Genomic DNA, 23,033 nt, shown 5'->3' with positions numbered 1-23,033 from the left:
CCGCGTCAGACCTCCACCAGATGCAGCCCCTGGATGTGGTCCCAGCCGTGCTCGGATATCCGTTCCCGCAGCCCGAGTTCGGGGCCGGCGCGCACGAGCAGGCTCTGGGGCGGGGTCAGGCGCCGGGCGAGGACGGTGAGGATCTCCAGGACGCTGTTGGACACGAACCGGGTCTCGGTGAGGTCGAGGACGATCTCGTCGGTGTCGTCGGTGTCGGCGGCTTCGTCGGCCAGGGCCAGGGCGAGGGGGCCGCGGTGGGGGCTGAGGACCTCGCCCCACAGACGTACGCCTGGCTCGTCGGCCAGAGGCAGCATGAGGAGGAGTTCGTCGGCGAAATAGCTGCGCATGACTGCTCCCGTGGACTGGGGGAGAGACGCACCGCTGAGAAGAGGGCGACGACGTGGAGCCAGGGGAGGCCGTGGCGGCTTCTGAGCGGCGCTGTGGGCGGGCGCAGGCTCCCGCTGGATGCAGCCGCTGGCGAAGAGGGCCCCAACCTGGGCCCGAGAGATCGCCGGTAGGTCGGCCGCCGCGCTAACGGCAACCGATCGACCACGGACTGCTATCACCGTACTGCGGACCGCTCCTATCCGACAGGCATATTCCACGTCGGTCTGATGAGACGTGACCTGCGCGGATTAGGGGCGGGTGGGGTGTGCGGGGGACCGGCGCGGTCCTGTTTCCGGCGTAGCGCGTGCGGGCTCGGCCGCGGTACCGGTCGAGAGCGCCCCTGCTCGGCGAACCGCCCGGATATCGGGAAACGATTCCGTCGTATCGGTCCCTTTTCCGGGCCGCGGCAACGCCCGCCCGCTTTCGTGTGCGGGCGATGTGCGGGCGATGTGCAGGCGAGGCGATGCGCGGGCGAGTCGCGCGATAGTCGCCCCATTTGAGTTCTGCGGCGAATCCAGCGGTGGCGCGGAGCCCCGACGGCGGAGCTCCCGACGGCAGAGATCCCGACGGCGGAGCTCTCGACGGCCGCAACGACCGCGGCATGTCACGGCCTTGGTCCACACCAGCGAGTGGCCGACGACTCGCCGGAGCGAGCAAGGCGGCGACATACGCGAAGCAGGGCAGTGGCGTACGTGGAACGCAACAGTGGCGTACGTCACAGGCATTTCCGGGTGGCCGGAGGAGGTGCTGGAGCGCCTTCCGGGGCCGGGGTCCGTTACGGGCTCCGACTCGCGTGCCGCCGGCGGTGGTCGAGGGGAAACGCAGTGGACACCTGGGTGTCACCCGTCCCTCGCGGCAAGCCGCTGAGGCGGCGTCAGTGAACAGCCGTGCGTGCGGCACATCCGCAGACGCCTTTCATATGTCGTTGCCTTTTCGATTAATTATTGAGGAGAAAAAACGTCACCGCTTGAATAGTCGCTCGGCGGATGAGTGTCTTCTTCGCTTCCTGTGTGCGGGGAATTTCCTTGGGCGTCTTTTCTGGGGGCGTACATGTGTTGCATATATGCGTCCGGTCGCTCGCGCCGGTAGTGATCGAACGCCTGCGCGCCACGATGAACTGGCCAGGGTGTCCAATGCGTAGTGGTCGACTTCCGCTCCGGCGTGATCGTTGTTCGCCACTCTCGCTCCGTGATGAAAATGGAGCAGAGAATTCCGCATCAAAAATCTGCTCATTCTGCGCAAACCGGCCCTATCGGTCGACGAGACTGAACGTCTCGGTGCGCGTGCTGTCATGCCCGAAGACGCGCGGTGAAACCCCTGCCAGTAGGGGATGGGGAGCATCCGATAGCACTGCGGTGTGACCTTTTCGCTGTCCGTGGTGTTTACTGGAAGTCGGTCTGAACCTTGGTGGGTCCAGGCCCTTTCGGGTGGAGCTCTGGGTGTGGTAACCCGGGGCTCCGCCCTTTTTGCGTGTGCCGCCCTTGCCGCCTGTCGTCCATGCGAACATTTTTGCTTTGACGGCCCCAAAGGGTGGCGCGTGATCCGCGTGCCGAAGATTGCGAAAAGGAATCACGCGATCCGTATGTGGAAAGGAAATCCTGTCGGGGTCGCGGAAAGGGCGAGGGCTCGCCGGTGCGGCGCAGGCGATTGGTGTGGCAACCCCTCGGGCGAGGGAATTGATGTTGGGAACGCGGCTGGCGATTGGCTCGTACGGCGGGGTAGCGTTGTCGCCCTGACGACTTCGCCGCGCAGCCGCATAACCACCGGCATCAACGCGACGGGGAGGGCGCTGGACCCACCACCTCCGGGTGCGTCCGCTGCACTGACGCACCCGGAAAAACGCATCCGCGAGACGGAAGGACCTCAGACCCATGAAGACCGCCATCGTCGATGGCGCTGTCGCTCCGCAGCCTGCGTATCTCCCGCAGGGGACCTGGCTGGGCTGCGCGACTGTCCCCGCACGCCGGCGAGCACTCAGCCGTACGCGTGTGAAGCCGCCCCGCACGACCGGGGGCTGACACCGTGGTTCCCAAGATGGAGGCCTTCCAGACGACGGACGTCCTGGCCGGTCGCCGGACGATGCCGGAAGGCAGCTTCCTGCGGTACCTCCCCGTCGACATGTGGCCGCTGTTCGTCCACGCCTGGGGCTCCGACGCACGCATCTACGAGCGCGAGGAGGCGCTGCCGATCGGAGCCGCGGACGAGCACGTGTACATCATCCTCGGCGGCTATGTGCGCCAGGAGCGCGTTCCCTTCGGTGCGCGGGACGGCGCACCGAAGATCATCCGGTTCCGTGGCCGTGGCCAACTCGTAGGGGAGGCCAAGCTCATCGAGCCGTCCGCGTCGGTCGGCACCACCTGCATGACCCCTACCTGGGTCATGCCCTGTCCGGTCGCCCGCATGAACTTCTTCCTGCGCAAGCACCTCACCATCCAAGAGGCGCTGCTGCGCAGCCTCGAAGACCGCGTCCGTAGTGACGAGACCATCTACAGCACCGCCACCCGCACCCCTATCCAGAGGGTCAGCGGGTTGCTCGCCCACCTCGCCGACACCACCGGCACCAGCAGCGCGAGCACCAGGCCCGGCCACGTCGCCTTGACGGGCCTGAGTCAGAAAGACCTGGCGGACGCACTCATGATGGGCGTCTCCACCGTCGAGAACACCCTTCGCACCCTCCGCGAGGAGCACGGTGCGGTCATCAGCCACTACCGGAAGCTCACGGTGACGGACCTCCCGGTCCTCCGCGGCATCGCCACAGCTCCGTAGCCCCATCTGGTCCCCCCGCCTGCTTTGAAGGCCTCCCGTTGGCACCGGCACGGGACGGCCCTGTGCGCGTTCCCATGAATGGACACCAACGATGTTGCTCAGTTCGACCCTTCTCGCTTCCGGTTCCGGTACCCGCACCATGACGGTCAGCGCACTCGTCGGCGCCGCCGCCACGCTGCTCGCCGTCCTGAGCCTGCGTCACCACAAGCAGGTGTGGGCCTGGATGAAGCGGGTCCGCAGGACCGACGAAGACACCAAGGACCTCGACGACGCCGCCGCCTATCTGCGGGAGCTGTTCGAGAAGCAGTGCGAGTACGCACAAAAGCCCTGCGGAGCAGCCGAGTTCGCGCCGCTTCGCCGCTTGCTGAACCTCTTGAGCGCCACGGCGGAGGAAACAGAGATGATCAGCCATGAGCTGCACGGTGTCGTCGAGCGGCTCGAACGCTACCTCAACACCGAACTCCACACCGCCGCCGGCACCGCCAAGGCGTCGGCCGCGAGCCGTACCCTGCAACTGGAGAAGGCCATGAAACAGGAGCATGCCAGGATCGAACTCAAGACAGCGATCAGCGCGGCGCAACAGAAGATCCGAACCCTGCGCAGGGCGGTCTGAGGCCGCCTCCCGCCCCACTGGACGCCGCCGCACACCTGCCACAAGGCCTTCAGCTCGGGAGGGAAGCCGAAGCCCAGCGCCTGCGTCAGAGACGCTTCCGCCAGCAGACGTGCCTTCGGAGGGTCAGCGAGGGGTGAGCAGGCAGAACTCGTTGCCCTCCGGGTCGGCCAGGATCGTCCAGGAAATGGCGGACTGGTCGATACCGGGGTCACCGGCGCCCAGGGCGCGCAGCCGGGCCTCCTCCGCGGCCAGGTCGTCACCGAGGTAGGGGGCGACGTCGAGGTGGACGCGGTTCCAGCCGCTCTTGGCGTCGCCGGTACGGAGGAACTCCAGATACGGGCCGACACCCGCGGCGGAGCGGAAGGTCGCGTGGTCGTCGGTGACCTCGTGCAGCGTCCAGTCCATCGCCTCTCCCCAGAACCGGGCCATCTCCCGGGGATCGGCGCAGTCGACCACCACCGCGGCGATCGGCCCGGTGTCCCGGTAGATCGGACGGGGCTCAAGGACGCAGAACTCGTTGCCCTCCGGGTCGGCCAGGACCGTCCAGGGGACGTCGCCCTGACCCACATCGGCAGGCGTCGCGCCGAGATCCTTCAGGCGCGTGACCAGCTCCTCTTGATGGGCGGCCGAGACGGTGGCCAGATCGAGGTGCACGCGGTTCTTCACCGTCTTGGGTTCCGGGCGGGCGACGAGGTCGATGCAGACGGCCGCCGGGTCGGGGTAGGTGAAGCCCACGGGTTCGAGGTTGGTCACCCCGGGGCCCTCGCTGTCGACACCCCAACCGAGCGCCTCCGCCCAGAACCGGCCGAGCGCGGAGTCGTCATGGGCCTTCATGTTGATCTGCACGAGTCGTGTTGCCATGCCGAGGATCTTAGAAGCTGCCGCGCGGCGGCCCGACGCCGCCACCGCCCGCACCCGTCCGGGCGTCCTCAGGTGGGAGAACTGCCCGGTCGGCGGCCGCCGGTCGGCGGTCGGCGGCCGGCCCATGAGGTGCGGGGCCGGCGGTCGGACTGTGAGGCGTCGAGCCTGCGGTCGGTCCGGGCGACGCCGGGCCTGAAGTCGGCCTACGAGGCGCCCGCGAGAACCTGGCGCAGCCGCTGCGCGAACTCGTCCGGCTTCCCCGGATATCCGAACTCCCCGTCGCAGAAACCGCCGTGATGACTCGGGAACACGGTCACCGGCTTCCCGAGCAGTTCGGCGGTCGCGACGGAGGTACGCCCCGTCTGCACACCCTCGGACTCCTCGCCCACAGCGATCACGACGCGGGTCGGTGCGGCGGCGAGCGCGTCCGTGTCCGGCCGGTAGCTGCTGACGGCCCAGGACCGGTCGGACAGCAGCGGGTCGTCACGTGGGCCGTCGTCCTCCGTGGGCATTCCGAACGCGGCGGGGTCGGCCTCCGGCTGAGCGAAGTAGGCGTCGGTGAATTCCCCCTCCCACGAGGTCATGGCCACGAACGCTGCCATCCCGGCGCCCCATCCCCGCTTTTCGTAGGCGTCCCGGACCCCGGCCCGCGCCCGCAGTGCCGCCTGGCCGTCCGGCGTGAGGGTGATGAGCGGCGGCTCGTGCGCGACCAGAGTGGTCACGTCCCCGGGATACTTCGCCACCACCGCGAGCGCGGTGATCGCTCCGCCACTGCTGGCGAACATCTCGACAGGCCCGGCCCCGAGCGCCTCGATGACGGCGTGCACGTCGTCGGCCTGGGTCTGCGGTGTGTGGTCGACCCGCCCGTCCTTACGGGTGCTGCGCCCGAGCCCGCGCGGGTCGTAGGTGGCGACGGTCCGCTCGGGGAAGCGCGCGGCGAGCGCGGCGAAGCCCGCGGCGTCCATGGGCTGCCCGATCATGAGCAGTGGCGGGCGTCCGTCCGCGGTCGGCAGCGGCCCACGAACGTCGTAGACGAGGTCGGCGCCGGTCGTTTCACATGTGTAGGTCTCCATACCCGTGCAGACCGGCCCCGTCCCGAAAACTCATCGGCGCGGAGGGGCGCCCCGCGAGGGGCGAACTCCGGCGGACCTCGTGGACACAGCCTCCCTCGTGGACACAGCCTCCGAGGCAGGCAACGGGCCCCGCGCCACACGGCGTCGACCGACCGTCACCAACGAGAACGAGTGTCGCGCGAGCCCTCGTGGGCCTTGCGGCGACACGCTTCAGCCGATACCGCCGTCGCTCCGCAGGAGCTGGCCGTTGATCCAGCCGCCCTCCGCGGAGCAGAGGAACGTGACGAGATTCGCGCAGTCCCGCGGCACCCCGAGGCGCCCCAGCGGTGTGGAGCGGATCATGTCCGCCTTCTGCTCCTCGGTCATCCAACCGGTGTCGGTCGGCCCGGGGTTGATCGCGTTGCAGGTCACCCCCAGGTGGGCGAGTTCCTGGGCGGCGGCAAGCGTGATCCGGTCCATCGCCCCCTTGCTCGCTCCGTACGGCAGATTGCCTGCGGTGTGATCGCTGGTCAGGCTGATGATCCGCCCGCTGCCGTGCTGCCCGCGGAACCGCAGTCCGTACTCCCGGATCAGCAGCCAGGTCGCCCGCGCATTGACTGCGAAGTGCAGGTCGAAGCTCTCCACCGTAGTGTCCAACAGGCCGGAGTCGACCGACTCGCAGTGGCAGAGCACGAGTGCGGTGACGTTCCCCAGCTCGCGTTCGACACTGTCGAAGAGCCGTGCCGGCACGGCGGGGTCGCTCAGGTCTGCCTCGATCGGCAGTGTCCTCGCGCCGAGGGACACGACCTTCTTCCGCAGCTCCTCGGCCGCGCCGGGCTCCTTGCCCCACTCCATCCGTGCGTCGTACGGAGTCCAGTAGGTGAAGGCCACGTCCCATCCGGCCCGAGCCAGACCCAGTACCACGGTCGTCGCGATCCCCGCAGCACGCCCTGCCCCTGTGACCAGGGCGAGCGGACGCTTCTCTGCGGTGCCCTGTCGGTTCCCCGCGCGTGTCCCATCAGCCATGGTTCTCATCCTGGTGGGTCGGCGTTCGCATGACGCATCCGGGGGACCACTCCGGGCCGGGCGGAGCGAGCTTCTCGAGCCACGCCCCGCGATGGCCCCACCCCCAGCCGGGCAAGGAAGCCCGCCCGGAGCGCGTTGAACGCCTCTGCCAAACTCGCGTCCATGAGCGCTGACTTCGCGCCCCTGCGCGAACTGATCGAAACGTCCCCCTTGATCACCACCGCGCGCGCCCGCGGCAGCGGGAAGCCGGAGGCCGCCGTCGAAGCCGCGGAAGGCGTGGTGGGGCCGCTGTCACAGTCGTACCGGTGGTGGCTGACCGAGTACGGCGAGGGGGCCTTCAACGGGTCGGAGATCGCCTCCGTCGCCCCGCCGACACCGGACACGGTGGACGTCACGACCGAACTCGAAGGTGAGCGGCTCTGTTTCTACCGGGAGTCCGACGGCTGCGGCGGCAGCTTCCACTTCGCGCTCGACCAGTGGGACGGTGAGGAGCATCCCGTGGTCCGGCGAGATCACTTCACCGGGGAGGAGGACGAGGAGTTCGCCGATTCCTTCGCGGGTTTCCTGACGGTGCAAGTGGCGCTCCACTCCGGACTCGGGGAGGGCCCGAACCCCACCATCGCCCGTCTCTGGCGTTCCACGCCGGGCGTCCTTCTCCCCAACGGCGTGTCGGTGTACGGGCCGCATGTCATCCGTGAACGCAACGACACCTACGAAGTCCGCGAGTACGCGCCGGACTGGGTGCTCGTCGGCGATGACAGCGGCGGGAGGGGGTTGTTCATGCGGCACCACGGCCGGGACCGCACCTCGGTGTACGCCCTGGAGCTCGGTGCCGTCGAGCATGACGTCGAAGCCAACGGTGAGCTGCTGACCGGTGATCTCGTCGGTTGGCTCGCCGCTGAAGCGTACGGCTGATGTCAGTGGCGTCTGAAGCGTACGGCTGATGTCAGTGGCGTCGTGAATGATGAGCCGCATGACGGATGAGCCATACTCCCGGCTTGCTGCCGAGCACCTTCCCGACGCGCTCGCCCGGCGCTGGACAGCACTCCTGCGCCCGTGCGTACGCCTGCGCCGGGCCGAGGGCGACGAGCAGGTCGTGGCCGTCCTCGGCGGGACCCCGGAACTGCCGGCCGGGGTCGCCTGGCCCGAGTGGCCCGGGTACGGGCCCTTGTCCTTCGTCGCGTCGGTACGGTGTGCCGCACTGCCCCGAGGCGGACTCGCCGCCGAGTTCCCCCAGGAGGGGACCCTGCTCTTCTTCTCCTTCTCCGTCGACGGTCAGGCGGAGGAGGACGCCTTCATGTCCGCCGACGACCCCGAGACCTGGCCAGGGGCCCAGGTGCTGTACATCCCGGAGAACACCCCCGTCGTCCCGGCGGACACCCCCTCGGGCCTGGCGCCGTTCCCGCGCGTGGACCTCGGTGCGGCCACCGGACAAAGCGCCCCGGACCTGTGGCTGCCCCAGGCCCGCCAGGCCTTGCTCGGCGACAGTGGGCACTGGCCCCACCCACGCGACACCCCGGCCGAGCTCAAACCGTTCGTCCGCGCCTTCGGGCAACTGCGCACCCGCGTCGGCCACCAGATCGGCGGCCACGCGGTGCCGATCCAGGGCCCGGTGGAGTACGAGATCGCGAACGCGGTCCTCAGCAACGGCACCCACGCCTGGGGAGACCCACCGCTGGACCGCGAAGCCGCACAGTGGGCTCTGCTCGCCCAGTTCAGCAGCGACAGTGACCCCGACCCCGACCGCGACGCGAAGACGGCCTGGGGCGACGAGGGCACCCTCTACTGGCTCATCCGCTCCGAGGACCTCGCCGCCCGTCGATTCGACCAGGCCCGACTGACGGTGCAGGTCTAGCCGCTCCACCCGGCGCTGCCCGTTCGGCACTACCCGCGCGCGATGTCCCGTACGACACGCAGCGCCGCGTCGACGTCCTGCGGGGAGTTCATGATGCCGGTGCCGATGCGGGCGTACCCCAGGCTGTCGCGGTACAGGGACGACAGGCGCACCTTGCGTTCGGCGGCCATCGTGACCACGTCGCTGCCGCGGTGGTCGCGGACGCTGAAGCAGGTGATGCCCGCGGACATGCCGGGTGCCGTGGGCGTGTGCACGGTCACGCCGGGGATGCGGGCGAGCCCTCGTTTGGCGCGTGTGGACAGCTCGGTGATCCGCGCGGCGACCCGGGAGCGGCCCAGGGCCTGCTGGAAGGCGACGGACACCGGCAGCGCGAAGGCGTGCTCGAAGGCGAGGAACCCGCCCGGTGACAGCGCGGGGGTGCCCTCGCTCGCGATGAAGCTCGCGAACGTCGGCCGTACCTGCTCCGTCGCCCACGGCGCCAGCCACACCACGCCGGTGCCGCGCGGGCCGAGCAGCCACTTGTGGGTGCCCGCGACCACCGCGTCGGCGCCGAGGCGCGCGGCGTCCGCGTCCACCGCGGCGAGGCCGTGCACCCCGTCGACCACCAGCAGACAGCGGTCGGTGTCCTTGCGGCCCCGGTTGGCCTCCGCCACCACCTCCGCGATGCGCGCGACCGGCATCCGCACTCCTGTCCTCGACTGCACCCAGGTGACGCCGAGGACGCGGGTCGTCGGGCGCAGTTGGGCGCGGATCGCGCTCACCACTTCGTCGGCCGTGGCCTGCGCGGAGTCGGCGAACCAGGAGGGGACGAGCCGCAGGCGCGCCCCATGCTTCTCCGCGGCGAGCCGGGCGGCGCCCCGGTGCACGTCGTGGTCGTCGTCGCTGAGCAGGAACTCCTGGCCGGGGCGGGTGATCACCCCGTTGTAGACCAGGCCGAGGCCGATGGTGGTGCTTGCGGCGAGCGCGAGGTGCTCGGGCTCGCCGCCCAGGTAGCCGGCCAGGGACTGACGTACGCGGTCCCAGCCCGTCGGACCGTCGGGCAGCGTCAGGTGCGTCGGCAGCAGCATGGGGTCGGCGTCGAGCTGCCGGGCCAGATGTGCCACGGCTTCGCGTACCGCACGCGGCTGCGAGGCCAGGTAGAAGGTGGCGAGGTGGACCCAGTCGGGGTCGAGGCGGAACTGCGCGCGCACCGCGCCCCAGTCCGGCCGCCCGTCCGCCCCGAGCAGCCCGTCTGTCCCGAGCAGCCCGCCCGCTCCGTCGCCCGTGACCGCGTCCGCGGTTCCGCCTCCCCACGCGGCGACCGCCGCCGTTCCTACGGCACCGGCCAGCACACTTCGCCTACGCACCTCTGCACCCCCAGGGATCGGAACGAGCGATCGAGCGTCGAGGTCAGCACGCGTGGCGCGGCCCGCGTGTGCCTGCGCGCGGTCAGCGTAGCGTCGGCCGTCCGGCTGATGCGGTCGAGGCGGTCGAGTTGGCTGAGAGTGCGTCGGCAGGCGGCCGGACGCCCACCGGCTGTCCCTCCGCGTCACCCATGAGGAGCCGTCGCCCCGGCCTGCGGCAGCGTCCGTCGTCGGAGTGGCTCATCTGCAACGCCTGGTTCCGGACGATCTTACGGCCGCTCACAGGTGGCGCGGACGCCACCGCGGCCCCTGCCTGAGCTGGTCCGACGGGACGGCCGACGGCCGTCGAGGACCCGTGCGGCGGCGGCCCGAACTGATCCGTTAGAAAGACGAGTTGCTGGTCAGACCGGCTACTGGGCAGGGAGGAGTTCTGACAGGGTTCCTCGCATCGAGATCAGGCGCCGCCAGCACTTGCTTGCCTCCAGTGACCACCTGCGGCGTGGCGCGCAGTACTCGGAAAGAGACCTCAGCGGGCCTGGGCGCGACGCTCTTGTGGCCGACAGGCGCTGGAACCCTCACATGTCAAGGAGCCCCACCGTGACCGTGGCAGACAGGTACCTCATGGGTGCCTCCACCAGTGAGCTGGACCGCATGCTGTTCCAGGGCGAGTTGTTCCGCCCGGAGGCCGAGCGGCTCCTGGAGCGGTGCGGCCCGGGGCCCGGCGCGCGAGCCCTCGATGTCGGCTGCGGTCCGCTCGGCATCGTCGATCTGCTCGCCGGGCGCGTCGGGGCGGACGGCGAGGTCGTCGGGCTCGACGTACAGGAAGAGATGGTGGAGCGCGCCCGGCTGGAGGCGGCCGAGCGCGGTCTGGGCAACGTACGGCTGGTGCACGGCGACGCCGCGAGGAGCGGGGAGCAGCCGGCCACCTTCGACTTCGTACACACCCGTCTCGTACTGATGAACGTGCCCCACTGCGACGCCGTCCTGAAGGAGATGATCGCGCTGGCACGGCCCGGCGGGATCGTCGCCGTGCAGGACGTCGACTGGGTGACCCGGCTGTGCGACCCGCCGCACCCGGCGTGGGAACGGCTCGTCGAGGTCATCACCGAACTGTGGCGGCTCAACGGCATGGACGTACATCTGGGCCGCCGACTGCCGCGGCTGCTGCGCGACGCCGGGCTCGTGGACGTGCGGGTGGACGCCTCCGCCCGGGTGTTCCAGCCCGACCACCCCTACCAGACGCTGCTGGTGGAGCGCGCCGAGCTGTGCCGGGACGCGCTCGTGGACCGCGGCCTGATCACCTCCGGCGAGCTGGACCGCTGCGTCGCCGAGCTGCGGAGCCACTTGGCCGAGCCCGGCACCGTGGTCGTCCACCCGCTGCTCTTCCAGGCCTGGGGCCGACGCCCCGAGGACACCGCGGCCTGAACGGTCGCGCCCACGGGCGGGCGACCCGCCGAGGCTGTGTCCCGCCCCGGCCCCTACGCTGCCCGGATGAGTGTCACGGACGAGGTGCGAGGTCTTCCCGACTGGCGGGTGCTTGTCGTCGGGGGTGCGTCGGGGATGGGGAAGACCGGTGTCAGCCGGGAGCTGGCGCGACGGTACGACGTCCCCGTCGTGGAGGTCGACGACATCGTGGAGGCCCTCCTCGCGGTGACGCTGCCGGAGCACCTGCCGGACGTCCACTTCTGGCGCACCCACCCACAGGCCGCGGGCCTGGCGCCGGAGTCGGTGGTCGAGCGGCAGATCGCGGTCGCCGAGGCGCTGGCGCCGGCGATTGAGGCGGTGGTGTCCAACCATGTGGACACCGACACCCCGGTGATCCTGGAAGGGGACTACGTCCTGCCCGGTGCACTGTCCGGTGTCCTGCCCGGTCCCACGACGACCGAAGGCCCCGTACGCGGCGTCTTTCTCCACGAGGACGACACGGCGCAGGTGACGGCCAACTATCTGCGCCGGGAGCCGGAGGCCGGGCCGCAGCGCCAGCGCGCACGCGCCAGTGTGCTGTACGGCCGGTGGCTCGCCGAGCGGGCGCGGGCGGCCGGGGTGCCGGTCATCGCTCCGCGCCCGTGGCACGACCTGGCCGACCGTGCCGCCGTGGCGGCCGATGGCGGTCACGCCGTCCTCAGCTGCGTGAACGACGTGCGAGAGGGCACTTGAAAGGGCGACCGAATGCCCGGTATCCAGTGAAAGTAACGCCCCTTTTGGCTGTTTGTAGGTGCGGGTTAAGAGCATCCGATGGCCAGGAGGTAATAACAATGGTTCCCCTGCTCGTGGTTCTTCTTCTGGCTCTGCTCCTCTTCGGCGCGGGTTTCGCCCTCAAGGCGCTGTGGTGGATAGCAGTCATCGTGTTGGCGGTGTGGCTGCTCGGCTTCGTGATCCGGCCCGCGGCCAGCGGCGGCCGCAGGGGCCGCTGGTACCGCTGGTGACGACCGCCTGACCGCCTGGTGGGTGCGAGTTCGCGGTGCCGGCTGTGACGAGGTGGGCCCGGCCTGGGACGGCCGGGCCCACCTCTCTTGTTTCTGTGTACGTGTATGACCGCGGTACGGGGGGCCGCCGCGGCGGCCCCCCGTACCGCGGACCGCCGCGGCGCCCGGTCAGTGCCGGGTGTCCTCCGGCGCGGAGGCTCGGGCGGTGTCGCAGAGCAGGTGGACGCGCCGGATACCGTCCTCGACAGTGTCGGACAGGTCCAGGACGTCGGTGACGCCGGTGACTTCGAAAAGCCGCGCGACGCCGCTCCGGTAGGGGCCGGCGAGGACGAAGGGGCGCAGCGCGTCCTGGTGCTCGGCGTGTGCGCGCAGGATCACGTTGAGCTGAGTGCTGTCGGCGAAGGTGAGGCCGGACAGATCGAGCAGGGTCCCCGCGGTGCTGGTGTCCGTGAGCGCGCGGGAGAGCGCGAGCGTGGCCTCGGCTGTGTCCTTGAGGTCGAGCTCGTCGCGGAAGGAGACGACGGCGACCCGTTGTTGCCGGGTCACGTCGATGCTCTGTCTGTCGGAAACCATGCCCAGACCTTCCCACACCGGTCACGTCATGTGATCACAGGATGTCCTGACAGACCCGTGAGAAAGTCGACAACGGTGTGCCCCGTGCGGGGAGAGGTCCCGACGCCGGGCCGACTTCAGCAGGCGGGCAAGGCCCGGACGGGTGTGGTTCGGGCCACGTCGGGCAGGCGAAAAGGGACCCACGAGACCAGAGCGGTATCCGGGGCTGTGCCGGGAAAGGAAAAACAGTGCGATGCGCATTGCCGAGGCAGTGGAACCACTGACGACAGTGGAGACGGTGGAGACAGAGGACATCAGCTGTGCGGACGCACGGTCCGCGGTCCGCGAGGTGCTGAAGGAGATGTCCCGCGGCCTGCCGCAGCCCCAGATGCAGCGCCTGCGTGACGACGCGCTGCTCGTCGCCAGCGAGCTGACCGCCAACGCCCTCCTGCACGCCGGACACCTCACTCATTTCAGCGCGCGCCTGACGGGCGACGAGATCGAGCTGCGCGTGGGGGACGCCAGCACGGAAGTGCCGCGCCGACAGCCCGCGGCTCCGGGCAGGCCGGGAGGGCACGGCTGGATGGTCGTCCAGCGTCTGTGCTCGCGCCTCGACGTCGTGGTCGAACCGGACGGCAAGACGATCGTCGCGGCCCTGGAACTGCCCTGACCGAGGCCGTGGAACTGCCTTGACCGAAGCTGTGGAACTGCCCTGACCGAAGCTGTGGAACGGCCCTGGCCGAGGGGCGGACCAAGCGTCTTCCCGGGCCGGGCAATTCCTCACTCGCCGCACGCATACCCTTCCGAGCCGGGGGCACCAGCACGCACGCAGGTCCGTCGACGGCGACGGACGACGAGCACATGACGAGCAGACAGGAGCGGATCACCATGGCGACCGCGGCAGTCGAGGAGCACAGACATGCGACGACCGGGACAGTCGAGAACACTCTGATCGCGCGCGCCTACGCCGAGCCCTCCTCCATCCGCCCCAAGGATGCCCGCGAGATCGGACGGCACTTCTTCGACCGGCTGGCCGGGCTGGAGGAGGGCACGCACGAGTACCAGTACGTGCGCAACTGCCTGATCGAGATGAACCTCTCCCTCGTCCAGTACGCGGCCTCCCGCTTCAAGCACCGCGGGCCGCAGGAGATGGAGGACATCGTCCAGGTCGGCACGATCGGCCTGATCAAGGCCATCGACCGGTTCGAGCTGACCCGCGAGGTCGAGTTCACCTCCTTCGCCGTGCCCTACATCACCGGTGAGATCAAGCGGTTCTTCCGCGACACCTCCTGGGCCGTGCACGTACCCCGCCGCCTCCAGGAGGCGCGGACGGAGCTGTCCAGGGCCACGGAGGAGCTGCGCACGCGCCTGGGGCGCTTCCCGTCGACCGCTGAGCTCGCGGAGCTCATGCAGCTGGAGCAGGCGGAGGTCGTCGAGGCGCAGAAGGCGTCCAACGGCTATGCCAGCGTCTCCCTGGACGCCGCCACCTCCGGCAAGGACGACGAGTCCGAGACGATACTCGCCGACTTCATCGGCGTCGACGACGACCGCTTCGAGCTCGTGGAGAACTTCCACTCGCTGGCACCACTGATCGCCGGCCTGGGCGAGCGCGACCGCCGCCTGATCCATATGCGCTTCGTCGAGGAGCGCACGCAGAGCGACATCGCCGCTGAACTGGGCATCTCGCAGATGCAGGTCTCCCGCCTGATCAGCAAGCTGCTCGGCAGACTGCGCACAGGCCTGGCCGTCGCCGAATAGCCCGTACCCGCCGCTCTCGCCCGGCCCCGGGCGCCGCAGACACCTGCGGCGCCCGGGGCCGGGCCGCGTGTGCGGGCCTTCTGGGAGGACAAGGTGACGGCGAGAGGCCCGGACATGGCTTCGGCGGCCTGAAGCCCGCGCTCTGCACGCGGGATCAGGCCGCCGAGGTGACACCTCACTGAGTCAGGGAGGTGACTGTGTCAGGGAAGTGAAGCTGGTCACTGCACTGTGTCAGGAGGCGCGAGGTGGCGGGTGCTAGCCGGCCACTATCGCACCGAGGATCATTCCGCCGATCAGTCCGACCGCGCCGACGATCAGCGCGATGGTGGAGAGCCGCTCATGTCGGGCGAACTTGGCGACGACGGCCAGGATCAGCCCGCCCAGTCCGAACACGATGGGCAGGAAGAGGAGGCCGATCGCGCCCAGTACGATCGCGATGATGCTGAGGACGTTCTCGCTGGCACCGCTCCTGGTCGTGGCGTGGTGCTGCCCGACGGGCTGGTTACCGTACGGCGTGGTCATCTCTCGCTCCTTCGGATCGGTCGCTCCAGGTTCCGGTCTTCAGGCGACCGGCCTGACGTTCGGTTGCCCCGAACTGCCCTCCTTAGACGACCAGTTGTCGGACCACCTCACTCCGGCCGCCGGGGCACCCCTCGTGTCCGCTCCCGCGCCGACCGGCGCCGGCCTCCCGGAAGGACCACCCATGGCCCTGGTCACTCGCTCACTGCCCGCCGCTGACTGCCGCGCGCTGCTCGCCTTCCTCGCCGACAGGATCGCCGAGCTGCCGCCTGCACAGGAAGAGCCGCTCATCGCCGGAGTCAACGCACAACTAGGCGTCTACGGTGCGCTGTTGCGGCACCTGAGTCACGGCGAGGTCGGCGCCCGCGACGCCGGGTTCCTCGACGGCATCGGCCTGGCGCTGCGCCACGTCGCCGTACGCTGGAACGGCCATCCGGACTTCAAGGAGCACTGGTCGCCGCCGCGCGTCCCCGTCGAAGAGCTCCTGGAGCACGGCGACGGTGCGCAGCACCGGGCCTCGGGCCGGATCTCCGGGACCTCTGTCCCGCAACGGCCCTCCTCCGGCGACCGGCCCGGCCCGTAAGGGAACCGGGCCAGCTCAAAAGCGTCCGCACAGTCGATCGCCACGTTCTGCACCATCGAAACCATGCGCGTGAGCCTGCCCGCCTGTGCTTCCGGACGTCACCGAATTGTGGGCGGCCCGCGCGAACCTCCGCGAGCCTCCGGCGTCAGCGCAGATCGCGTGCGGCTCGACGGATCCGCGCGGCTTTGCGGCGTGCGTGTGCGGCGAGGTCGCGGTGATCTGCTGCGATCGCTGTGTCGTTGCTGCTGATGTCGGCGTAGTGGTCCGCCAGCAGTTCATGGGCGTCGGCCAGGGCGGCCGCGGCCGCCCCGAAACGCGCGTGCAACCGTACGACCAGGGACTCCAGAGCCTCCTGTCGGGAGGGGGTGTTGGCGGCCTTCTGCGGCGCCGGGCTGCTGCTGGTGGGCAGGTGGAGTGATGAGGCGGCGATCTCACGCTCGACGCTGTACTGCTCGCGTATCTCGCGGGCCTCCGCGCGGGTGAGGGCCGCTTGGGTGCGGTTCAGACGGTCCTGACTGGCCGCGAGCAGAGCCCGCGCCCGGCCGATCGCCTCCTGCGCGCGCTGTCGGCGGCCGGCGGCCATCTCGCCCGCTTGGCGCGCCATGCGATCGGAGTGGATCTCGCGTATGTCCAGGGCACGCTCCCGTTCATCGGCGGCGACCTCCCGGGCATCGGCGAGCCGTTCACGCTGGTCGGCGGCTTCTTCGCGCTCGTCGGCGACACGGTCGCGCTCATCGGCCATGCGCTCGCGCTTCCTGGCGAGCTCGCGCTCGTCGACAAGCCCGCCAGGGTGCCCTGCCGCTTCCGTCGCGCCGCGGCCGTCCGGTGCTTGGGTGCTCACAGAGTGCAGTATGCGCCGCCCCTCTCCGGCGGTGGAGAGAGGCATCCCGGCAGCCCGACCGCCGGGCACCGACCGGACATCCGTCGGTCGGCGACCCACCAGGGGCTGCGACGAGACATTGCCAGTGGGGCTCGTTCGCTCCGATATGAACGGCGCACTGTAAAGAGACAAGAGCACCCTACGGGCACTCTGCGCGCCCTCCCGGTTCCTGGGGGTGACGGAAATGACGAGCACACCGCACATGAACCAAGTGAACCGCGCCCCCCGTCCGCTCGGCCGGGCGGACCCGCGCCGAAGGAGGTCATGGTGTTGCTTCTCATCTCCCCGGCCGGCATCGAAGAGGCCCGCGATTGCGTGAAGGCGGCGGAGCACCTCGACGTCGTCGACGTCAAGAAGCCCGACGAGGGCTCGCTCGGCGCGAACTTCCCCTGGGTCATCAGAGAGATCCGCGACACGGTCCCGGCGGACAAACCCGTGTCCGCGACCGTGGGGGATGTCCCGTACAAGCCCGGCACGGTGGCTCAGGCCGCGCTCGGTGCGGTCGTCTCGCGGGCCACGTACATCAAGGTCGGCCTCTACGGATGCACGACGCCCGACGGGCCGGGTTACTTATTCGTTCCCACGATCCTCACCGACGTCGAGCCCGGCAGCGCGGTGGTGACCGGGGAACAGTTCGGCCCCGTGCTGCCGGTGCTGCCGTACCGGAACCTCGACGAAGCCGTCGAGGCGGCCAACAGCACCGGTTTCGGACTGGGCGGCTCGGTGTGGGGCACCGATCCCGACCGGGTCGAGGCGGTCGCCGAGCGGCTCGAATGCGGCACGGCCTGGATCAACCACCACGCCGAACTCTCCCTCGCCCAGCCCTTCGCCGGAGTCAAGGACAGCGGCGTCGGCGTCGCGGGCGGGCCCTGGGGGCTGTACGGCAACCTCCGGCCGTTCGTCGTCCACCGCCCGCAGGAGGTGTGACGACGATGAGGCGCCAGGCGGCCGTAGTGCGCTCGCGCGAGGACCCGTTCACGGTCGAGGAGGTGGAGTTGCGTACGGAGCCCGCCCCCGGCGAGATCCTGGTCGAGATCGCGGGCGCGGGGATGTGCCGGACCGATCTCGCGGTCCGGCGACCCACCAGCCGCAGCCCCCTGCCGGCCGTCCTCGGCCACGAAGGCGCCGGGGTCGTGGTGCGCACGGGAGACGACCCGGACACCCCGATCAGCGTGGGCGACCACGTCGTGCTGAGCTTCGACTCCTGCGGACACTGCCCGAACTGCCGCGGCGCGGCCCCCGCCCACTGCGACTCCTTCGCCTCCCTCAATCTCCTCGGGGGACGCGAGGAGCAACCGCCGCGGCTCACCGACACGACCGGCACAGCACTGGCCCCCCGGTGGTTCGGGCAGTCCTCGTTCGCCCAGTACGCACTCGTTGCGGCGCGCAACGCCGTACGGGTCGACCCGGCGCTGCCGCTCGAACTGCTCGGCCCCCTCGGCCGCGGTTTCCTCACCGGCGCCGGAGCCGTGCTCCGGCCGCGGTTTCCTCACCGGCGCCGGAGCCGTGCTGAACACCTTCGGCGCGGGTCCCGGCGACACCCTCGTGGTTCTGGGCGCGGGAGCGGTGGGCCTGGCCGCGGTGCTGGCGGCCACCGCCGCCGGCGTGGCGACCGTCGCCGTCGACCGCCATCCTGAACGGCTCGCTGTGGCCGAACGGTTCGGCGCGACCCCGCTCCACGCCGCCGCGTCCGGACTGGACGAACGGATCCGGCGACTGACCGCCGGTGGCGCCCAGCACGCCCTGGACACCACGGCCTCACCATCACTCATCAACAAGGCGCTGCACGCCCTGCGTCCCACCGGCAGCCTCGGTCTGGTGCACGCCTGCACACCCCGCTGCACCTCGAACCGGGCACGCTCGACCGGGGCCGCAGCATCCGCCACGTCTGCGAAGGGGACGCCGTACCCGCAGCGCTGATACCCCGGCTGATCGGGCTGTGGCGGGCCGGACGCTTCCCTTTCGACCAGCTGATCCGCACCTATCCGCCGGCCGCCGTCAACGACGCCGAACGCGACAGCGACGCGGGCCGTGTGGTCAAACCCGTCCTGCTCCCGCCAAGGCCCGGCCGGTGAGCAAGGCCCGGCCGATGAGCAAGGACCGGCCGATGAGCGAGGCACACGCCACCACCGAGTACCCGCACCCCCCACTCCCCACTCCTGCCGACGGAGGACACATGGCTGGCGCGACGCCACAGCACACGGACACGGAAAGCGTGCACGCGGGGGTGGGCGCGACCGCCCTCCTGGTCGCCGCGGCACGGGCGATCGAGACCCACCGCCACGACAGTCTGGCCCAGGACGCCTACGCGGAACACTTCGTGCGCGCGGCCCGTGGCTGTGCACACTGGCCGGTGCGCGTCGAGCAGGCCCCGGACGGCGACGACAACCCGCTGTGGGGGAGGTTCGCCCGCTACTTCGGTCTGCGGACGAGAGTCCTCGACGACTTCGTCCTCCGGTCGGTCGACACGAGCGCCCGCCAGGCCGTCCTGCTGGGAGCGGGTCTCGACACCCGCGCCTTCCGGCTGGATCTGCCGACCGGCTGCGTCGTCTTCGAGATCGACAGGGCGGGCGTGCTGGCCTTCAAACAGCAGGTGATCGAGGACTTGTCGGCCGCCCCGAAGGCGAAGCGCGTCCCCGTACCGGCCGACCTGCGCGCGGACTGGGGCGGCGCGCTGACCACCGCCGGCTTCGACGCGGGCGCTCCCAGCGTCTGGCTGGCCGAGGGGCTCCTCTTCTACCTTCCGGGCCCGGCCGAGACGTATCTCGTCGACACGGTGGACGGGCTGACCTGCCCGGGAAGCGCTCTGGCCTTCGAGGCCAAGCTGGAGAAGGACCTGCTGGCGTACCACGACAGCGCGATCTACACAGCGACGCGCGATCAGACCGGCATCGACCTGCTCCACCTCTTCGACAAGGGGCCAAGACCCGACTCGGCGGGCGACCTGACGGCCAAGGGCTGGTCCACCGCGATGTACACGCCCTTCGACTTCACCCGCCGGCACGGGCGGGGCCCCCTCCCCGCGCCGAACGACGCGCTGGAGGGGAACCGGTGGGTCTTCGCGTGCAAGGGCGTGGATGTTCGCCTCCTCGAAGCCGATCGCTGTCATCAGTGATACGAGGGGTGGGTGCGCGACAGTGATACGAGGGGAGGGCGCTCGACAGTGACACCATGGGAGGGCGCTCGATCAGGCCGTCGTTGTCACGGCGATGGCGATCTTGCCGCGGGGGCGCCGTCGGTGGCCCTCTCCAGTGGCGGGACCGCCTTCCAGCAGCGCGTGCGCCTGCGCGACGTCGGCCGGCGGCAGGACGGCTCCCAGTGCAGCGGCAACCTGGACGGCGGCCGAGCCGACCCCGCCCGCGCCGCCGTGCACGAGGACCCGTTCCCCGGCCCGCCGCCAGATGCTGGTCTGGCTCAAGGACCCGATGAGCGCCCCCGGCCAGGAGGCCGACGACGTCGAGCTACTACCGCCGCGACGAGGCGAACATCGCCCGCCTTCTTGAGACCCTGCGCGACGTGTTCTGGGCCCTGCACCGTTCGGTGCGGATCCGCCGCGGGCGGGGCCTCCGTTCGCAGTCGGCCGCGACGGTGGACGTCCCGCGGCCGGGACTGCCGTGGCGGGCATCGGTCCGACGTGAGGGGTTCCGAGGCCGCGCGGCCCGCCCACCGGGCGCGCCGCAGAGGGGGCCGCGGCCCCGCCGGGGCTGGCTGGCCCGCGCCACCAGCCAGTAACATCCCGTTCATGCGCCCTGCCCACTACAGCGATGAAGACCTGGAGCAGCACTCCCTGTGCCGACGGGTCGCGGACGACGGGCAGCGCTCGGGGTTCGAGCACGACGTGGACCGGATCCTGTACTCGACGCAGTGGCGCGCGCTCGCAGGCAAGAGCCAGGTCGTCGCCAGCGCCGAACTCGGCGCCTACCACACCCGCCTGACCCACTCGATGAAGGTCGCCCAGCTGGGCCGACGGATGGCCGAGCGCCTGGAGCGGCGCTACGGCGGCCCGAACCCGGCACTGGTGGAGGCGGCGTGCATGGCGCACGACATCGGCCACCCGCCCTTCGGGCACGCCGGTGAGACCGCGCTGCGCGCGACGATGGACGAGCTGCACTTCGCGGCGGGTGTGCTCGACAGCTTCGAGGGCAACGCCCAGACGCTGCACATCCTCACCTTCCTGGCCGCGCACAAGCACGGCGGCCACCGCGGTCTGCACCTGACCAGGGCGTGCCTGGACGCGGCCACGAAGTACCCCTGGGAGCGCGCGCCGCGCGACACCGACCGGGCCCGGCACGCCAAGTGGGGCGTCTACGCGGTCGACCGGCAGGCGTTCGCGTGGGTGCGGGCGGGGCGCGCCGACGAGGCGGTGCCGGTCGAGGAGCAGGTGATGGACTGGGCCGACGACGTCACCTACGCCTGCCACGACGTGGAGGACTTCTACCGCACCGGGCTGATTCCGCTGGCGGCGCTGTTCCCCCCGCCGGGGGCGGCGGGCGGCGACACCGAGCGTGAGACGCAGCGCTTCCTGGACTACGTGGAGGCCAAACGCCGCCGCACGGGCGCGGGCTTCGACCGCGACGAGGCGCTGCACCTGCTGGCGGACATCGCCAAGGCGCTGTCGATCGCGGGCCCCTACTCCGGCCGGCACGCGGACGACGTGGCCGTCAACGCCCGTACCGCCAAGCTGATCGACCACTTCACCCGAGACATCGAGCTGGAGGTCACCGGCACCGCGGCGATCCGCTACGGCGCCCGGCTCGTCGTGCCTGCCGAGCGCCGGGCCGCCTGCGAGCTGCTCAAGGAACTCGTCTGGTGCTACGTCATCGACCGTCCGGCCCTGGCCACCCAGCAGCACGGGAAGCGGCGCATCGTCTCCGAACTGCTGCGCTGGACGCATGACTCACCGCGGCTGCTGCCCGCCGACCGGGCCGAGGAGCTGGAACTGCACGGCGACGCGCTGCGGGCCGCCGCCGACCACATCGCCTCGCTCACCGAGGACCAGGCCATCGCCCTGCACCGCCGCCTGTCCGGCACCGCCCTGGGATCCGTGAGCGACAACGTCTGGCTCTGACCGCGGCAGTCGGTCCGAGACAGCCTCCCGCTCCCGCCCGGGCCGGTCACGCCCCGCAGCACGAGCCCCACAGGGCCGCAGCCCCAACTCGCGCCCGCAGCCGGGAAAACCGTTGGATCCCCGGCTGCGGGGGCCGCAAGCTGTCCGCGTGGACATGAGTGAGGTCGGCGCCCGTCTGGTGGCTCGATTCGGCCCCGGGGCGAGGGGCTGGCTCGCTTCGGTTCCCCACCTCGCCGCCCAGTCGGCGGCGCGCTGGGGGTGCGAGCTGGGTGCGCCGTTCGGGGGCGGTGCCTCCTCGCTCGTGTTCCGCTGCGACTGGCCCGACGGAACACGAGCGGTCCTGAAACTCAGTCCGGACCGGGCCCTGCTGGCCAGGCAGGTGGAGATGCTGCGCGTACTCGCACCGTCCGGTCGTGTGCCGGCGGTACTGGCTGCCGATGCAGGGGCCGGGGCCATGGTGTTGGAGGAGGTGCTGCCCGGCACCGGTGCTGAGGACCTGCCGCGGGCGTCACTGCCGCAGCAGTGGGGGGAACTGCTGGCCGCCCTGCACTCCGTGCCTCCTCCCGCGCACTGGCCGCTGGATCTGCGCGGTCGGTTCGACGAGGCCTTCGTCCGGATCGGCCGGCGGCTGTCCGAGCCGTCCATCGCCGCACGGATCGCCCCCGCCACCTGGCAGCGGACGATACGGCGTTGCGAGACATTGCTGGACAGCCAGACCGGGGTCGTGTTGCTGCACGGCGATCTGCACCTCGGCAACGTCCTGGACGGCGGCCCCTCGCGCGGTCTCACCGCGATCGACCCCAAGGCATGCATCGGCGACCCCTGCTTCGACGCCGTCGACTACACGGTGGCCGGAGCCGGACACGAAGGCGTCGGAGCCCGCTGCCGGAAAGTGGCGGCCGCGTGTGCGCTCGACGAGGACCGGCTGTATGCCTGGAGTCGAGTCGTCGCACCCATGGCAGCGATCGCACATCTCACCTGGGGCGGCCCGGAGTCAGTGGTCGACGAACTGCTCGCTCTGTCGTCCTGAGCCTGAGCGAGTGGCCGTTCGTCCGGGTCGGGCAGGTGCCCGGAGGTTCCGCGCTGTCGGCCTCGCCACCGCCCTCCCGCTCACGGCCTGCGGGGGCGACGACTCCGGAACGGACACATCCGCCCAGGGCTCCGCGTTCTCCGGCTCCAACTCCGTCCTCGGACGGTGACGCGAAGTCGGAGGGCGGCTCGGGCTCGGGCAGCTCCGCGGCCGGCGACAAGGAGTCGGGTTCCGGTGCGGACGTCAAGGGCGATGCGGGCGCGGGCGGGGCACCACCCTCAAGCCCGGCACTGGTACGGGCCACCCCAGCAGCA

Annotated in this window: 22 protein-coding genes and 4 pseudogenes; 17 read left to right on the top strand and 9 right to left on the bottom strand. The window is 70.7% G+C overall.

Annotated elements, in window-relative coordinates; translation table 11 throughout:
* Nucleotides 1-5: 5 nt before the first annotated feature.
* Complete coding sequence (locus GPA10_RS12405; RefSeq protein ID WP_157165583.1) at nt 6-347, bottom strand: hypothetical protein; 342 nt, start codon at nt 345-347, stop codon at nt 6-8.
* Nucleotides 348-2,409: 2,062 nt separating this feature from the next.
* Between GPA10_RS12405 and GPA10_RS12400 the strand changes: the two genes are divergently transcribed.
* Entirely contained in the window at nt 2,410-3,153 is a 744-nt protein-coding gene (locus tag GPA10_RS12400; RefSeq protein WP_157165582.1) for a Crp/Fnr family transcriptional regulator, read from the top strand.
* Nucleotides 3,154-3,292: 139 nt separating this feature from the next.
* Nucleotides 3,293-3,766: a hypothetical protein gene (locus tag GPA10_RS12395; RefSeq protein WP_157165581.1), complete on the top strand. Its 474-nt coding sequence runs from the start codon at nt 3,293-3,295 to the stop codon at nt 3,764-3,766.
* 123 nt (nt 3,767-3,889) lie between these two features.
* Here the strand turns inward: GPA10_RS12395 and GPA10_RS12390 are convergent, their stop codons facing one another.
* From GPA10_RS12390 to GPA10_RS12380, 3 genes are all read right to left on the bottom strand, one after another.
* On the bottom strand, nt 3,890-4,627 hold the full coding sequence (locus GPA10_RS12390) for a VOC family protein (protein WP_157165580.1): 738 nt from the start codon (nt 4,625-4,627) through the stop codon (nt 3,890-3,892).
* 203 nt (nt 4,628-4,830) lie between these two features.
* Entirely contained in the window at nt 4,831-5,700 is an 870-nt protein-coding gene (locus GPA10_RS12385; protein ID WP_157165579.1) for an alpha/beta fold hydrolase, read from the bottom strand.
* 210 nt (nt 5,701-5,910) lie between these two features.
* Nucleotides 5,911-6,714 carry an SDR family oxidoreductase gene (locus GPA10_RS12380; protein WP_198351586.1) on the bottom strand — a complete coding sequence of 268 codons (804 nt, stop codon included), beginning with the start codon at nt 6,712-6,714 and terminating at the stop codon, nt 5,911-5,913.
* A 153-nt stretch (nt 6,715-6,867) separates the two neighbouring features.
* On the opposite strand from GPA10_RS12380, the gene GPA10_RS12375 reads away from it, so the two are divergent.
* Nucleotides 6,868-7,620, top strand: a complete 753-nt coding sequence (locus GPA10_RS12375; protein WP_157165577.1) for an SMI1/KNR4 family protein — start codon at nt 6,868-6,870, stop codon at nt 7,618-7,620.
* 58 nt (nt 7,621-7,678) lie between these two features.
* Nucleotides 7,679-8,560, top strand: a complete 882-nt coding sequence (locus tag GPA10_RS12370; RefSeq protein WP_157165576.1) for a DUF1963 domain-containing protein — start codon at nt 7,679-7,681, stop codon at nt 8,558-8,560.
* Nucleotides 8,561-8,589: 29 nt separating this feature from the next.
* On the opposite strand, the gene GPA10_RS12365 is transcribed toward GPA10_RS12370, so the two are convergent.
* Nucleotides 8,590-9,906 carry an aminotransferase class V-fold PLP-dependent enzyme gene (locus GPA10_RS12365; RefSeq protein ID WP_343040720.1) on the bottom strand — a complete coding sequence of 439 codons (1,317 nt, stop codon included), beginning with the start codon at nt 9,904-9,906 and terminating at the stop codon, nt 8,590-8,592.
* Nucleotides 9,907-10,500: 594 nt separating this feature from the next.
* Here GPA10_RS12365 and GPA10_RS12360 point away from each other — a divergent pair.
* From GPA10_RS12360 to GPA10_RS12350, 3 genes are all read left to right on the top strand, one after another.
* Nucleotides 10,501-11,328 carry a methyltransferase domain-containing protein gene (locus GPA10_RS12360; RefSeq protein ID WP_157165575.1) on the top strand — a complete coding sequence of 276 codons (828 nt, stop codon included), beginning with the start codon at nt 10,501-10,503 and terminating at the stop codon, nt 11,326-11,328.
* A 66-nt stretch (nt 11,329-11,394) separates the two neighbouring features.
* Nucleotides 11,395-12,060: a hypothetical protein gene (locus GPA10_RS12355; RefSeq protein WP_157165574.1), complete on the top strand. Its 666-nt coding sequence runs from the start codon at nt 11,395-11,397 to the stop codon at nt 12,058-12,060.
* Nucleotides 12,061-12,158: 98 nt separating this feature from the next.
* A complete protein-coding gene (locus tag GPA10_RS12350) occupies nt 12,159-12,329 on the top strand; it encodes a hydrophobic protein (RefSeq protein WP_157165573.1) in 171 nt (56 codons plus the stop codon).
* A gap of 168 nt (nt 12,330-12,497) precedes the next feature.
* On the opposite strand, the gene GPA10_RS12345 is transcribed toward GPA10_RS12350, so the two are convergent.
* Nucleotides 12,498-12,902, bottom strand: a complete 405-nt coding sequence (locus GPA10_RS12345; RefSeq protein ID WP_157165572.1) for an STAS domain-containing protein — start codon at nt 12,900-12,902, stop codon at nt 12,498-12,500.
* Nucleotides 12,903-13,179: 277 nt separating this feature from the next.
* On the opposite strand from GPA10_RS12345, the gene GPA10_RS12340 reads away from it, so the two are divergent.
* Both GPA10_RS12340 and GPA10_RS12335 read left to right on the top strand, forming a co-directional pair.
* Complete coding sequence (locus GPA10_RS12340) at nt 13,180-13,551, top strand: ATP-binding protein (protein ID WP_157165571.1); 372 nt, start codon at nt 13,180-13,182, stop codon at nt 13,549-13,551.
* A gap of 218 nt (nt 13,552-13,769) precedes the next feature.
* Nucleotides 13,770-14,639, top strand: a complete 870-nt coding sequence (locus GPA10_RS12335) for a SigB/SigF/SigG family RNA polymerase sigma factor (protein WP_157165773.1) — start codon at nt 13,770-13,772, stop codon at nt 14,637-14,639.
* 255 nt (nt 14,640-14,894) lie between these two features.
* Here GPA10_RS12335 and GPA10_RS12330 read toward each other — a convergent pair whose 3' ends face one another.
* A complete protein-coding gene (locus GPA10_RS12330; protein ID WP_058847852.1) occupies nt 14,895-15,161 on the bottom strand; it encodes a hypothetical protein in 267 nt (88 codons plus the stop codon).
* Nucleotides 15,162-15,342: 181 nt separating this feature from the next.
* Between GPA10_RS12330 and GPA10_RS12325 the strand changes: the two genes are divergently transcribed.
* On the top strand, nt 15,343-15,741 hold the full coding sequence (locus GPA10_RS12325; RefSeq protein ID WP_157165570.1) for a hypothetical protein: 399 nt from the start codon (nt 15,343-15,345) through the stop codon (nt 15,739-15,741).
* A 145-nt stretch (nt 15,742-15,886) separates the two neighbouring features.
* Here GPA10_RS12325 and GPA10_RS12320 read toward each other — a convergent pair whose 3' ends face one another.
* Nucleotides 15,887-16,582: a hypothetical protein gene (locus tag GPA10_RS12320; protein WP_157165569.1), complete on the bottom strand. Its 696-nt coding sequence runs from the start codon at nt 16,580-16,582 to the stop codon at nt 15,887-15,889.
* A 306-nt stretch (nt 16,583-16,888) separates the two neighbouring features.
* Between GPA10_RS12320 and GPA10_RS41685 the strand changes: the two are divergent.
* The 4 genes and pseudogenes from GPA10_RS41685 to GPA10_RS12305 form a co-directional block, all read left to right on the top strand.
* Nucleotides 16,889-17,179 (top strand): annotated as a pseudogene (locus GPA10_RS41685) ((5-formylfuran-3-yl)methyl phosphate synthase); the annotation flags it as partial.
* A pseudogene (locus tag GPA10_RS41680) lies at nt 17,177-17,548 on the top strand (aldehyde dehydrogenase family protein); the annotation flags it as partial. The pseudogenes GPA10_RS41685 and GPA10_RS41680, both read left to right, overlap by 3 nt.
* A gap of 5 nt (nt 17,549-17,553) precedes the next feature.
* Nucleotides 17,554-18,696: pseudogene (locus tag GPA10_RS12310) on the top strand (alcohol dehydrogenase catalytic domain-containing protein).
* Nucleotides 18,697-18,797: 101 nt separating this feature from the next.
* On the top strand, nt 18,798-19,736 hold the full coding sequence (locus GPA10_RS12305; protein ID WP_157165567.1) for a class I SAM-dependent methyltransferase: 939 nt from the start codon (nt 18,798-18,800) through the stop codon (nt 19,734-19,736).
* 72 nt (nt 19,737-19,808) lie between these two features.
* Here the strand turns inward: GPA10_RS12305 and GPA10_RS12300 are convergent, their stop codons facing one another.
* Nucleotides 19,809-20,039 (bottom strand): hypothetical protein, encoded by a 231-nt coding sequence (locus GPA10_RS12300; protein WP_157165566.1) that lies wholly within the window; start codon nt 20,037-20,039, stop codon nt 19,809-19,811.
* Between GPA10_RS12300 and GPA10_RS43665 the strand changes: the two are divergent.
* The 3 genes and pseudogenes from GPA10_RS43665 to GPA10_RS12285 form a co-directional block, all read left to right on the top strand.
* Nucleotides 20,005-20,143, top strand: a pseudogene (locus GPA10_RS43665) (transcriptional regulator); the annotation flags it as partial. The gene GPA10_RS12300 and the pseudogene GPA10_RS43665 overlap by 35 nt on opposite strands.
* Before the next feature lie 220 nt (nt 20,144-20,363).
* The gene (locus GPA10_RS12290; protein ID WP_157165565.1) at nt 20,364-21,689 is read left to right on the top strand and encodes a deoxyguanosinetriphosphate triphosphohydrolase family protein; all 1,326 of its coding nucleotides are present in this window, start codon (nt 20,364-20,366) and stop codon (nt 21,687-21,689) included.
* Between the two features lie 154 nt (nt 21,690-21,843).
* Nucleotides 21,844-22,719, top strand: coding sequence for an aminoglycoside phosphotransferase family protein (locus GPA10_RS12285; protein WP_157165772.1), 876 nt, complete (start codon nt 21,844-21,846; stop codon nt 22,717-22,719).
* The last annotated feature ends 314 nt before the right edge of the window (nt 22,720-23,033 follow it).

This window comes from Streptomyces typhae, assembly GCF_009755605.1.
Classification (GTDB): domain Bacteria; phylum Actinomycetota; class Actinomycetes; order Streptomycetales; family Streptomycetaceae; genus Streptomyces; species Streptomyces typhae.
This window is presented reverse-complemented; position numbering and strand designations above follow the sequence as displayed.